General features: G+C 60.7%; 13 protein-coding genes and 1 tRNA gene. 6 read left to right on the forward strand and 8 right to left on the reverse strand.

Features of this window, described 5'->3' with window-relative positions; genetic code table 11:
* Positions 1-17 precede the first annotated feature (17 nt).
* From GCN74_RS10075 to rplU, 4 genes are all read right to left on the reverse strand, one after another.
* A complete protein-coding gene (locus GCN74_RS10075; RefSeq protein WP_152256551.1) occupies positions 18-428 on the reverse strand; it encodes a hypothetical protein in 411 nt (136 codons plus the stop codon).
* Positions 429-440: 12 nt separating this feature from the next.
* Positions 441-1550, reverse strand: coding sequence for a GTPase ObgE (gene obgE / locus GCN74_RS10080; RefSeq protein ID WP_152256552.1), 1110 nt, complete (start codon positions 1548-1550; stop codon positions 441-443).
* Positions 1551-1664: 114 nt separating this feature from the next.
* A complete protein-coding gene (gene rpmA / locus GCN74_RS10085; protein WP_070219281.1) occupies positions 1665-1937 on the reverse strand; it encodes a 50S ribosomal protein L27 in 273 nt (90 codons plus the stop codon).
* Positions 1938-1977: 40 nt separating this feature from the next.
* Positions 1978-2289 (reverse strand): 50S ribosomal protein L21, encoded by a 312-nt coding sequence (rplU, locus tag GCN74_RS10090; RefSeq protein ID WP_034754730.1) that lies wholly within the window; start codon positions 2287-2289, stop codon positions 1978-1980.
* Between the two features lie 304 nt (positions 2290-2593).
* On the opposite strand from rplU, the gene ispB reads away from it, so the two are divergent.
* Entirely contained in the window at positions 2594-3583 is a 990-nt protein-coding gene (gene ispB / locus GCN74_RS10095) for an octaprenyl diphosphate synthase (RefSeq protein WP_152256553.1), read from the forward strand.
* A gap of 66 nt (positions 3584-3649) precedes the next feature.
* Here ispB and arsH read toward each other — a convergent pair whose 3' ends face one another.
* The 3 genes from arsH to GCN74_RS10110 are packed head-to-tail and all read right to left on the reverse strand — an operon-like array spanning position 3650 to position 5182.
* Positions 3650-4387, reverse strand: coding sequence for an arsenical resistance protein ArsH (arsH, locus tag GCN74_RS10100; protein ID WP_152256554.1), 738 nt, complete (start codon positions 4385-4387; stop codon positions 3650-3652).
* A gap of 1 nt (position 4388) precedes the next feature.
* Positions 4389-4811, reverse strand: a complete 423-nt coding sequence (arsC, locus tag GCN74_RS10105; RefSeq protein ID WP_152256555.1) for an arsenate reductase (glutaredoxin) — start codon at positions 4809-4811, stop codon at positions 4389-4391.
* Positions 4808-5182 (reverse strand): ArsR/SmtB family transcription factor, encoded by a 375-nt coding sequence (locus GCN74_RS10110; RefSeq protein WP_193317032.1) that lies wholly within the window; start codon positions 5180-5182, stop codon positions 4808-4810. Before GCN74_RS10110 ends, arsC begins: the two co-directional genes overlap by 4 nt.
* A 122-nt stretch (positions 5183-5304) precedes the next feature.
* Between GCN74_RS10110 and GCN74_RS10115 the strand changes: the two genes are divergently transcribed.
* From GCN74_RS10115 to GCN74_RS10125, 3 genes are all read left to right on the forward strand, one after another.
* Positions 5305-7401, forward strand: a complete 2097-nt coding sequence (locus GCN74_RS10115) for an AsmA family protein (protein ID WP_152256556.1) — start codon at positions 5305-5307, stop codon at positions 7399-7401.
* 54 nt (positions 7402-7455) lie between these two features.
* Positions 7456-7532 (forward strand) — tRNA-Pro (locus GCN74_RS10120).
* Between the two features lie 166 nt (positions 7533-7698).
* Positions 7699-8298 carry an integrase gene (locus tag GCN74_RS10125; protein ID WP_152256557.1) on the forward strand — a complete coding sequence of 200 codons (600 nt, stop codon included), beginning with the start codon at positions 7699-7701 and terminating at the stop codon, positions 8296-8298.
* Positions 8299-8494: 196 nt separating this feature from the next.
* On the opposite strand, the gene tssK is transcribed toward GCN74_RS10125, so the two are convergent.
* On the reverse strand, positions 8495-9847 hold the full coding sequence (tssK, locus tag GCN74_RS10130; RefSeq protein ID WP_152256558.1) for a type VI secretion system baseplate subunit TssK: 1353 nt from the start codon (positions 9845-9847) through the stop codon (positions 8495-8497).
* A gap of 224 nt (positions 9848-10071) precedes the next feature.
* On the opposite strand from tssK, the gene tssF reads away from it, so the two are divergent.
* Both tssF and tssG read left to right on the forward strand, forming a co-directional pair.
* Positions 10072-11898, forward strand: coding sequence for a type VI secretion system baseplate subunit TssF (tssF, locus tag GCN74_RS10135; protein ID WP_152256559.1), 1827 nt, complete (start codon positions 10072-10074; stop codon positions 11896-11898).
* Positions 11862-12980 carry a type VI secretion system baseplate subunit TssG gene (gene tssG, locus GCN74_RS10140; RefSeq protein WP_152256560.1) on the forward strand — a complete coding sequence of 373 codons (1119 nt, stop codon included), beginning with the start codon at positions 11862-11864 and terminating at the stop codon, positions 12978-12980. Before tssF ends, tssG begins: the two co-directional genes overlap by 37 nt.
* Positions 12981-13040: the final 60 nt, after the last annotated feature.

Raw genomic sequence — 13040 nt, forward strand, 5'->3', positions numbered from 1 at the left:
TCTTCACTTAATAGACGTCAGCGCGCAGGACGCAGCAGCAGCAAGGCCAGCCCCGCCGTCAGCTCCATCGCGCACATGAACAACACAAAACCCTGGGGCAAGCCGAAGCTGATGGCCGCGAACAAACGGCCGGCGGGCTGCGCCAGGACCAACATTGCAGTGATATCGCCGAGGACAGGCGGTTCGCCCTGCCGTGCTGCGAACAGTGCCAGCAGCGCGGTAGCGCCCCAGACACCGACATGGGAAGCGTAGAACTGGCTGTAGCCGTTGACGCCATTGAGGAAGATGCCCATGCCGGCCGCCATCTCATCGGCGAACAGCAAACAGGCGACCGCGCTCAGCCCGTAAGCATACGCGATCAGATGCAATACACGGCGCTGCCACGCTTGCTTGCGCGCTGACGCGACAGCGGCCGCCTGGTAAGACATCGGAGTAAAGCCTTAGTCGATGATCTTGAAACGCGGATCATCCGGGTCGATCGACGAGATACCGCGCGCTTCTTCGGTCATCTGCGTTTCTTCGGCACGGCTTTCGCTGTGTTTCTTCTCTTCCAGATGCTGGTAGATCGCATTGACCAGTTCCGGGCAGCCCTGATGGTTCAGCGCAGAGATCTCGAAGACAGGACCTTTCCAGGCGAAACGCTTGAGGAAGTCCTTGACGATCTTCTTGCGCTCGTCTTCCGGCACCATGTCGAGCTTGTTCAACACCAGCCAGCGGGGCTTGTCAGCCAGCGACTCGTCGTATTTCTTCAGCTCCTTGACCAGCGCCTTGGCTTCCTTGACAGGATCGACGTTGGTTTCGAACGGCGCCAGGTCGACGATGTGCAACAGCAAGCCCGTGCGCTGCAAGTGGCGCAGGAATTGATGGCCCAGGCCCGCGCCTTCGGAAGCGCCTTCGATCAAGCCAGGAATATCGGCGATCATAAAGCTCTTCTCGTGCGACACGCGCACCACGCCCAGGTTCGGGTGCAGGGTGGTAAATGGGTAATCGGCAATTTTCGGGCGCGCGTTCGACACGGCCGAGATGAACGTCGACTTGCCCGCGTTCGGCATGCCCAGCAGGCCCACGTCGGCCAGCACTTTCAGTTCCAGGCGCAGTTCGCGGCGTTCGCCTTCCTTGCCCTCGCCTTTTTGGCGTGGCGCGCGGTTGGTCGAGGACTTGAAGTGGATATTGCCCCAGCCGCCTTCGCCGCCCTTGGCCAGCAATTCGCTCTGGCCGTGTTCGGTCAAATCGGCCAGGATTTCGCCGCTCGCGTTGTCAATGATCAAGGTGCCCACAGGCATGCGCAGGTGGATGTCATCCGCGCCCTTGCCATAGCAATCTGCGCCACGGCCAGGCTCGCCATTGCGAGCCTTGTGCATTTTGGAAAAACGGAAATCGACGAGCGTGTTGATATTGCGGTCGGCGACAGCCCAGATGGACCCACCCTTGCCGCCATCGCCGCCATCGGGACCGCCGAAAGGCCGGAATTTTTCACGGCAGAAAGAGGCGCAGCCGTTGCCGCCATCGCCCGCGATGACTTCGATTTTTGCTTCGTCGATAAACTTCATAATTTTGCCGCCATAAAACTAAAAAGGCTCTACCTTGGGCAGAGCCTTTCGATTGAAGGCTTGCGCCTTACATCATGCGATCATTGCGGAGCGAACTGGCGCTCCGTGTATGAATTACGCTGGTACTGCTTCGTTTGGTACAACGGTCACGAATTGCTTCGAGCCAGCACCTTTGACAACGAACTTCACTTTGCCCGCGATCAGCGCGAACAACGTGTGGTCCTTGCCCATGCCTACGCCTTCGCCGGCGCGCACTGGGGTGCCGCGTTGACGAATGATGATGCCGCCAGCATTGATAGCTTGGCCGCCGTAGACTTTAACGCCCAGACGTTTTGATTCTGAATCACGGCCGTTTCGCGTTGTGCCGCCGCCTTTTTTATGTGCCATTTAAGACTCCTTGATAGCTGATTAATTCAAACAGCGGCGATTAGCCGTTGATCGAAACGATTTGGATTTCGGTAAAATTCTGGCGATGGCCTTGATGCTTCTGGTAGTGCTTACGACGACGCATCTTGAAAATTTTGACCTTATCATGGCGACCATGCGCCACAACCGTAACCAGTACCGTTGCACCTTCGACCAATGGAGCACCAAACTTGATGCTGTCGCCCGCGCCTACTGCGAGAACTTGATCGATGGTGATTTCGGAACCAATGTCTGCCGGTATCTGTTCTACTTTAAGTTTTTCGCCAGCGACAACTTTGTATTGTTTGCCACCGGTTTTTATGACCGCGTACATGATTTGAAACCTCATCAAATGTTGAAAGAATTTGTCCCTTTGCCGTGCAAAGCAAGCCGTACACAACAGGGGGAACCAGCGATTATACACGGCCTGAGAAATTGCGTCAAAAAGTATTCACAAAGCTTGACGATCGTGGTATGTCGACAACCTGACCATCGTGTCAGGCTTGCGCCAGGCGGACAGAAAAGCGCGCGCCAATGCCAACCAGGTCAATCAATTGCTCTACAGCCATAGGCAAACGTCACGCACGCGCAAGCCTTGTCGTATAATCGCGGCACCCACAATCTAATGCAGGTTCGCCTTGTCTGACGCTAACAAACACGTTAACCAAAACACCATCGTGCAAACGATTGCCGCCGATATGGACGCAGTCAATACGGTGATCCGCCAAAAGTTGCACTCCGATGTGATTCTGATCAATCAGATCGCTGAATACATCATCAGCGCAGGCGGCAAACGCATCCGTCCCGTGCTGATTTTGCTGGTGGCCAATGCCCACGCCTATCGCGGCACGGCGCACCATGAACTGGCCGCCGTGGTCGAATTCATCCACACCGCCACCCTGCTGCACGACGACGTCGTCGACGAATCGTCGATGCGCCGCGGACGCCAGACGGCTAACGCCCTGTTCGGCAATGCCGCCTCCGTGCTGGTGGGCGATTTCCTGCACTCGCGCTCGTTCCAGCTGATGGTCTCGCTGAACAATATGCGCGTCATGCAAATCCTGTCCGACGCCACCAACGTGATCGCCGAAGGCGAAGTGCTGCAGTTGCTGAACATGCACGATCCGGACGTGACGCAAGAGAGCTACCTGAACGTCATCCGCTCGAAGACAGCCAAGCTGTTCGAAGCGTCGGCGCAACTGGGCGCCCTGATCGCCGGCGCCAGCGAAGCCGATATCGAAGCGGCTGCCGAATACGGCCGCTCGCTGGGCACGGCCTTCCAGCTGATCGACGACGTGCTCGACTACGCAGGCGACGCCGCGGAAATCGGCAAGAACGTGGGCGACGACTTGCGCGAAGGCAAACCGACGATGCCGCTGATCTGGCTGATGGAAAATGGTACGCCAGAGCAACGCGAACTGGTGCGCAGCTGCATCGAGCAGGGCGACGAGCAGCATTTCGACGCCATCCTGGCGGCCATCACCAATAGCGGCGCCCTCGACTACACGCGCAAGCAGGCGGAAATCGCCGGCCAGCGCGCCGCCGACGCCATCGCCGGCTGGCCGGACAGTGTCTACAAGCAATCCATGCTGCAACTGTGCTCGTTTGCCGTGGACCGCAATCACTGATCGGGATTGATCTTGCAGCAAAGACAACGGCGCCGACGGCGCCGTTTTTTATGTGCTGCAGAAAAGCTAGGTGCGCTCGTGTTCCATTGCCGCGCCCGCCAATTCCTGCACGATGGCCGGCTCCGCTTCCAGCCGTTCGCTGTAGCGGCTGCCCAGGTAGTCGCGCCGGTCGCGCACCAGCAGAGTAAATTTGTAGAGTTCTTCCATCACATCCACCAGGCGCTCGTAATACGGCGACGGCTTCATGCGGCCGTCATCGTCGAACTCCTGGTACGCCTTGGCCACCGACGACTGGTTCGGAATGGTGACCATGCGCATCCAGCGTCCCAGCACGCGCAAGCCGTTGACGGCGTTGAACGATTGCGAGCCGCCCGACACTTGCATCACAGCAAGTGTTCGTCCCTGCGTGGGCCGCACGCTGCCCGTTTCCAGCGGCAACCAGTCGATCTGCGACTTGAACACGCCCGCGACGGCGCCATGGCGCTCGGGGCTGCACCAGACCTGCCCTTCCGACCACAGCGACAGCGCGCGCAGTTCCTGCACTTTCGGGTGTTCGGGCGACACGCTGTCGACCATGGGCAAGCCGTGCGGGTCGAACACGCGCGTGTCGGCGCCAAAGTGGCGCAGGATGCGTTCCGCCTCCAGGGTCAGCAGCTTGCTGTACGAGCGCTCGCGCAAGGAACCATACAGCAGCAGGATGCGCGGCGCATGGGTGGACACGCTGGCCGGCGCCAGCTTGTCCAGGTCCGGCACGTCCAGGTGCGCGGCGCTGATGTTGGGCAACTCGTTGGCAAGCTCTGCCATCTCAGGCCACCGGCTTGCCGTCGGCGCCCACCACGGCCTGGCCATCTTCCTTGGCAAATGCCCCTTGCTGCGGCAGCGGCAGGATCTCCAGCACCTTTTCCGATGGCCGGCACAGGCGCACGCCCAGTTCCGTGACGACGATGGGGCGGTTGATCAGGATCGGATGGGCTTGCATGGCATCGAGCAGGGCCGCGTCGGGCAAGTCCGGATTGGCCAGGCCCAGCTCGTCGTACAGGGCGCCCTTGTCGCGCATGACGGCGCGCACGGACAGGCCCGCGCGGGCGATCAGGTCCAGCAATTGCTCGCGCGTGGGCGGGTTCTTGACATAGTCGATGATGACGGGTTCGACGCCCGTGTTGCGGATCAGGGCCAGGGTATTGCGCGAGGTGCCGCACGCCGTGTTGTGGTAAATGGTGATCGTCATGTCGTGGTTTCCTTCGATAAAGTGGTGATGTCCGGCACGCAGCAAGGTGCGCCCGCGCAGCAGTTTTCCGTCAAGAAGGCCAGCAAGCCATTCATGCCCGCATAGTTGGCGGAGTAGATGATGGAGCGCCCCGCCTTGCTGGCCGCCACCAGGTTGGCATGCGCCAATTCCTTCAGGTGGAACGACAGCGACGACGGCGCAATGGCCAGCGCCTCTGCGATTTTCGTGGCGGCCATGCCTTCCGGCCCCGTCTGCACCAGCAGGCGGAACACGGCCAGCCGCGATTCCTGCGCCAGCGCCGCCAAGGCCGCGATGGCTGCCGTGCTCGTCAGAGGCGCAGCCTGCACTGCGCTTGTAGTTTCGTTTTCCATACTTCAATAATAATCGAATTATGGAATCAATGCCAGCGATCGCGCTGCGTACGTAACCTGGCGCACCGACCGATATGGCCTGTCGGTCTACCTTGATGAAAAATCACTGCGATCGGCATCCCATGACACGCTCGACACCCCTGAAGATCCTCGGCTGGAGCCTGGCCGCCCTGCTGGCCCTCATCGCCATCATGCTCATCCTTGTGCTGACCTTCGACTGGAACCGCGCCCGCCCCTATATCAACCGCACCGTTTCCGAAAGCACGGGCCGTAGCTTCGTCATCGGCGGCGACCTGCGGGTGCAATGGCGGCAGGGACTGACGACGGAACCGGGCTGGCGCCGCTACGTGCCGCGCCCCTTCATCAGCGCCCAGGACGTGCGCATGAGCAACCCGGATTGGGCGACGGCCGGCCCGCAGATGGCCAGCGCCAGGCGTATCGACGTGGCCATCCATCCCCTGCCCCTGCTGCAACACAGGGTGGTGCTGACGGACCTGGCGCTCGATGCCCCGCAGATCGCCCTGCAGCGGCGCGCCGACGGCAGCAACAGCTGGACCTTGAAGGACAACGGCCCCTCGCCATGGGAAGTGGAAATCCAGCGCATGGCCTTCGGCGACGGCGCCATCCGTTACCTGGACGAGGGCATCGCGCTGGACCTGCGCGCCAAGGTCAGCTCGACGGCGCCCGACGCCACACAAGGCGATGCGTCAGGCAGCGCGCCCATGGAAAAATACGGCATCGAATTCACCCTGGGCGGCACCTATCGCAAGGCGCCCGTGACGGGCGGCGGCAAGGCGGGCGCCGTCCTGTCCTTGACCAACAACAACACCGTGTATCCCGTGCAGGCGCACGCCGTGCTGGGCAAGAACAAGGCCAGCATAGCCGGCACCTTGACGGACCCGCGCTCGCTGTCCGGCATCGATTTGCAGCTGAGCCTGGCCGGCGCCAGCATGGCCGACCTGTACCCGCTGACGGGCGTGCTGCTGCCGGAAACGCCCGACTACGCCACCAGGGGCCGGCTGCTGGGCAGGAAGGACGGCGCCAGCTGGGACTGGACCTATCAGGATTTCAAGGGCAAGGTGGGCCAGAGCGACCTGGCCGGCACCTTGCAGTATTTACCGCGCCAGCCCCGTCCCCTGCTGCGCGGCGAAGTGACATCGCAGCAATTGCGCCTGGAAGACCTGGGCCCCACCATCGGCGCCGACAGCAATGCGCAGAAACAGGCGCGCGGCAAGGCTCCCGTGCAGCCGGACGATAAAGCGCTGCCCGTGGAACAGTTCAACACGGCCAAATGGGATGCGCTCGATGCCGACGTAAAGTTTACTGGCAAGAAACTGGTGCGCACGCACGACATTCCATTCAACGACATCGTCGCCAATATCCACATGAAAGACAAGGTGCTGAGTTTGACGCCGCTCAACTTCGGCGTGGCTGGCGGCGACATCACCTCGAATATCACGCTCGACGGCCGTCAAAAGAGCATCGCCGCGCAAGCCAAGGTGGCGGCGCGCCACCTGAAGATACGCGAACTGTTTCCCAAGCTGCAATCGATGCAAGCGAGTTTCGGCGAAGTGTATGGCGACGCGGCCCTCACGGGCCACGGCAACTCCGTCTCGGCCATGCTGGCCAGCGCGAATGGCGAACTGGCGGCCACCGTCAGCGAAGGCTCCGTCAGCCAGTTCATGCTGGAACTGGCGGGCCTGAACCTGGCCAATGCCGTCTTCGTGAAGATCTTCGGCGACAAGCAGGTGCACCTGAACTGCATGGCCAGCGATTTCGCCGTGACGAACGGCCAGGCCGACGTGCGCCGCTTCGTGCTCGACACGGACAGCGCCGTCGTCAACGTCACGGGCAACGTCAACCTGGCCCACGAAACCCTGGACCTGGACGTGCGCCCCCGCACCAAGGGCGCCCGCATCATCACCCTGCGCACGCCGCTGTATGCGAAAGGCACGTTCAAGAACCCGGACGTGGGTCCGCAAAAAGGCCCGCTGGCCCTGAAGGCGGGCGCCGCCGTGGCCCTGGCCACCGTCGTCACGCCGCTGGCCGCCCTGCTGCCGCTGGTCAGCGTCGACAAGGCCCCCGACACGGACTGCGCCGCCGTCATGGCACAAGCAAACGCCACGCGCAAGGCGCCCGCTTCGCCGGCGACGAATGCACCGGCGAAAAAAGTCAGCGAAGCGGACATCAGGAAGGCCCAGCAAGAAAAGAAGAAATAGACCTTGATGCCGCCGCTTGAAACCCGTTCCGCCATCTGCTGTAATGAAGGAAAGCGGGGTGTGGCTCAGCCTGGTAGAGCGCTGCGTTCGGGACGCAGAGGCCGGAGGTTCGAATCCTCTCACCCCGACCAAGAATTCCCTTATCAATCAAGGGTTTTTCAGGTTTCGACAAATGTGGTTTTGACAGTTTTTTGCCCAAATTAGTGGCAAATTAGTGGCAAAGCTTGCGGTTTCGCCGCAAAACATATAACCCCACGTCAATAGACTCTGTTCCATAACACCCAGGAGCACAATCTCATGGCATCTATTGAAAACCGGTCCCGCTTCATCGTCACTGTTCAAACTCGCGAAGACCTGACCCAAACCTTTGCTTGCAACCGCGAAAAGCAGCTGAAGCTCTACCTCGCGGAGCTGAAGGCAGGCAGCTACCAACCCAAACTGGGCCGCACCGACGACAGCTTCGCCATCCGCGTGCGCGAGGCCGTCCAGCGCCCCCAATGCCTCTGTGCGCTTAGCGAAAAGGAGGCCATCGACATCAAGCAGCGCCTGGAACTAGAACGTCGCAACGGTCTGTTCGTGGACTATGCCAAGGGCCGCAGCGTGACATTCGCCGACCTGCTGGCCCGATATCTTCGCGCGGTGTCTCCCCTTCACAAAGGCTTCAAGGTCGCAGGCTCCATAATCAATACCCTGTTGTCCGATGCAGGGCTTGCGCGAGTGGACATCGCCCAGGCATACGCCGACCATAAGAATCCGCACCCTAGCCTGGAAGGCAAGACGTTCCACAAGCCTTCGGGCAGGAAAATGCGCGTACCGTCACCTGCTTCGTGTTTCATTCGCAAGCCCTTCGCGGCTATAGTGCCAGACGATATTAGTCAGTGCGATGGGCTCAGGTGAACCCACAGTCAAGCACTGCAGATCATCTGCATTGGTCCTGAAAACTGAATTTTTGGCTAAAAAAAACCCGCCAACTGAGGGCGGGTTGAATCCAATTCTTGGAGGAGTTGGAGGAGACAGCTAAATTATGCTGCACTGCGCCATATTTCGCCAATCATCATTTGTAATGAGATGTATCACAGGTGGGAATGACACTCTAATCGGTGATGGCGAAGAACTCCATCCGCAGTTCTGTGAAGGTGCTGGGCGCATAAATGGCTATCGCCTGGGCCTTGATCATCGCCTCGTAAAGCTCACCACGGTTATCAATCGAAAAATAATAAGCGTTCGGACGGACCGGTACTTCCATCGGCACCTGGGCCATGTGCACCAGTTGCAGGCCGGGCAAGGCGCTGCGAATCAAGGCCTCAATATCATGCGGCGACGCGATTTTTAACTGACGTGGCACTTCCGCAACCAGATTGAGCGCCGGCATATTGGCGGTGACGGCGAGGTACAAGCCGGCTTTCCGGTCCGTCAAGGTGGCGTCGATTTTCCCCTGATGGTAAGGGCTTAGGTCCTTGTCAAAAGTAAGGGGAATGACGACGTATCTGGACGACACCACCGTATCGAGCAGTTCGCAAATGATGGCGTTCAGCGCGTCGAAACCGGGAGCCGGATTCTCATGGTCGTAGGCGGGTAAATCTGATACCGAATACTTGCGGGAAAACGCCATCAGGCCGCCCGCGAGCACCATCAGTTTGTCGAACAGCCGCTCCGGATGGCAGTGTCCCGACTTGGCGCAATGGGCCAGGGACGCGTTCGCGGCGCTGACCGTGCTGAGCATCCAGAATGAAGACACGTCGCCACTGTGCGCCTCAATGGCGCTTCCCCGCGGCTGCCGTTGCAGACGGTAGAGTGCCTCGGCTTTCGCGGCCAACTTGCCGAGCAAGCCGCGCAGCATTTCCCGCATGGCCGGGTCAACGTCGACCGACAGACTCGGTGCCATGAACGTCGGGTCGATTTCAAAGGTGCTGTCCTCCTTGCGGCGCACCTTGACTAGCGGGATGCAGTCGTAGGCATCACGCACATCGAGATGCGACAGCAGCCGCAGTTTTTTTCTCATATAGGAAACGTTGGTGCTGAGCGCGTCGGTGTAGAGGTCCAGCGTTTGCGCATCGAATGGCGAGTACCGGGTGTCATCGTACGGAGCCTCGCCGCTGGCCAAATTGCCGCCATGTGCCTTGACGACAGGCAGGGCCGCATAAAAGACAAAGCTTTGCTCATCCGCGGGCAGCTTGCCCAAGTCTATCGCCAAGGGCAATTCATCGGCCAGCGGTGCCTGGTAGATTTCTCCGTCCTTGAAAATCAGGGTCAGCGCCTGCGCATACAACGTGTTGCTCGTTACGCCTTCAATGCTCCAGCGTGCAAGCTGGACGCCCCAGGTGTAGGGATTGATGGCAGAGGCGATGTGCCGCAAGCGGGCCTCGTGATACCGGTCCAACTGCTGGAAATGCTGCGCATCGAGCGTGAGACCTTCGGCCCACAAGACTTTTAATGAGATGCTCATGTCCTCTCCCTTGAAATGCATTGCTCGTCGATAGAGTTTGACGCTGCATTTAGGAAACTCATTGAGTTTTCACAAGAAAGGTCCCAAGCCCGGTCGTTGCCACGATGACGAGCACAAGCCGCCACTGTCACCAGTATTGCGTAACCGCAACATATTCGCCATCGCTTGATTAATACTTGAACATCTGCACACGGCTTTCGTCCGTGAGGGGCAAGGAGAGCTTGATGGAAGACCTGCTGCCGTATTTCGAGCGTGAACTGGTGTATCTGCGCCGCCTCGGCCGCGAATTTTACGAGCGCTATCCCAGGGTGGGCGGCGCCCTGCAGCTGGGCGACGACACTTGCCCGGACCCGCATGTCGAACAATTGATACAGTCCGTCGCGCTGCTTTCCGCGCGCGTGGCGAAGCGGCTCGACGACAGCTATCCTGAATTGACCGAAGCGCTGCTGGAGACACTGTTTCCGCACTACCTCAGGCCCTTCCCCTCCTGTTCGATAGTGCGCGCCACGTATCCTTCCATCAAGTCGGCGGGCGAGGCGCCGGTGATGGCCATCCCGCGCGGCACCGAGATGGACTCCAGCGCCGTCGACGGCGTGCGCTGCAGTTTCAAGACCGCCTACGGCATCGTGCTCTCGCCGATGACGCTGGCCGCCGCCCGCTTCGACCCGGTAGTACGCGCGCCCTCCTGCGTCACCTTGCCGGCGTCTGCCAGCGCCGTACTGAGCATCGTCATCGACGGCGCCGCGCCGACGGACCTTCCCGCCCTGCGCGTGTTCATCGACGGCGAACCCTCGTTTTGCGCGGCCCTGCGCGACGCGCTTTTCATGCACGCCGTGTGCGCCTATGTTGAAACCGAGCCGGGGCGCTGGACGGCGTTGCCGGCCGTGCCACTGGCGCCGGTCGGTTTCGCCGAGGACGAGGCGCTCATCCCGTTTGACGCCCGCTCGCACGTGGCATACCGGGTGCTCAGCGAGTATTTTGTCTTTCCGGAAAAGTTCAATTTCTTCGACATCGACCTGGTGGCGTTGCGGGCCCTGCTGCCACAGGGATGTCGTCGCTTTACGCTCCATGTGGTCTTGGCCGGACTGCGGCCGGATTCCTCGCGCGCCCGTATGCTGGCGAGCCTGTCGGAGACGAATTTGCTGCTCGGTTGCAGCCCGGTGGTCAACCTGTTCCAGCGGCCGGGCCAGCCGATATCCGTGACGCAGTTGACTGCCGACTATGCGGTGGTGGCCGATGCCGCGCACGCCAAGTCGTTCGAGGTGTACACGATAGACTCGGTCAAGATGGTGCGCCGGCGCGGGCAGCAGGAGGCAGTGACCGAATTCCGGCCGTTTTATTCGCTGCGCCACGGCGAGGACGCGTCCACAAAGAACGGGCATTACTGGATGCTGCGCAACGATGCCGAATTGGCCACCCTCAGCCCCGGCCATGAAAAGCGCATCACGCTGATTGACGGCGACTTCAATCCCATGGAGGTCGAAAAGACCAGCCTGTCGATTGCGCTGAGCTGCACCAACAGAGACTTGCCCAATGCGCTGAAGTACGGGCAGGCCGGCGGCGACTTGACACCCTTGCGCGACGCCGACAGCTACTCGGTTCGTCTTCTGCGCCGGCCGACCCGCACCTGCCGTTTTGCCAAAGGGAGCCAGCAATGGCGTCTGATTTCCCATCTGACGGTGAACCACCACGCGCTGTCGCAAGGCGGACTCCCGGCTTTCCGCGAAATGCTGGCCCTGTACGACCTGCCGCACTCGCCGATTTCGCGGCGTCAGATAGAAGGCATCACTGACTTGCAACAAGCGGCGACGGTGACCTGGATGCGGCACAAGCATGGCGCCGCGCTGGTGCACGGAACCGAGATGCGCATGACACTCGACGAAGAAGCGTTTGTGGGCAGCGGCTTGCTGCTGTTTGTGGAGGTCATCGACCAGTTCCTGGGCCTGTATGTGCAGGTGAACAGCTTCATCGAATTGGTTGTTCTATCCAAACAATCCGACAAGGAACTCATGCGATGCAAGCCAAGAAGCGGCTACCTGACGTTAGCGTAATCCAGGGTTTAATGGATGAACCCCAGCGGTTCCATTTTGTCCAGGCTGTGCGCATCCTGGTACGCTGGCTGCGCCAGGCCGGCCTGTCTTACGATGACGAGCAGGCACTGTCCCAGGTACTGCGCTTTCAGAACAGCCTGTCGCTGAGCTTTCCTGCCAGCCAAATCGAGGCGCTGGGGCCGCAGCCGGCGACGTGCGAGACCGATATCGAGTTGCTGCGGGCCATGCGGGAAGCGCCGGGCACGAAGATATTCCTGACGCCCGCGTTCCTGGGACTCCTTGGCGTGAACGCTGGCCTGCCTTTACATCACACGGAGCGGATGAGCGCCGCGCAGCGCTGGGACGGGGACGACAGCGCCCACGCGTTTATCGACCTATTCTCCCAGCGCATGGTGGCCATGTTTTTTCAAGCCTGGGGCAAGTATCGCCTGGAGCACCGGCTCGACATGGGTGGCGAGGATGGCCAGTTGGCGCTGTTGACGGCATTGGCGGGTATTCGCCGTGACGCGCTACCCGGCGGCGCAGACGATGCCGCCTGCGATATGGCGGGATTCCATGCCGCATTGTTGCGCACCCGGCCGGTGGCGGCAAGCTCGGTCTCGCGCGTGTTGACACATCACTTCGGGGTGCAGGTCGAGCTCGAACCTTTCGTCGAAGTCTGGGACGTCATCCCGAAAAACAAACGCAGCAAGCTCGGCGGAAGGGTCGCCAGGCTGGGTTTTGGCGCGGCGCTGGGCGGGCGCTTGCGGCGCAAGGACCTGCGCGTCCGCTTGAACATCGGCCCCATCGACAAGGCCGATGCCGAGCGTTTTCTGCCACGCGGCAGCGCCGCCGTGGGGCTGGCGCAAAGGTTGGCAATGTTCGGACTGCCCAATCTGCAATTCGAGGTGCGGATCTTATTCAAGCCGTCATGCCTGCAACGCCTCATCCTGACGAGCAAACCCGGCGCGGGACGGCGTCTGAATTGGGACGCCTTTTTGTTGCGACAAGATGGCAAAGTCTCCAGAGACACGGCCGGCTACCTGTTGCGGTCCATGGATGCAGGCTCCTGCGGCGATAGTGCACGCGGACCGGTTCACTAGTGATGAGCTCCCTTGACTCCCCTCAATACACTCACCCCGACACGCACCTACAGTGGCGGA

The organism is Janthinobacterium sp. FT14W (genome assembly GCF_009208755.1).
Lineage (GTDB): Bacteria > Pseudomonadota > Gammaproteobacteria > Burkholderiales > Burkholderiaceae_D > Janthinobacterium > Janthinobacterium violaceinigrum.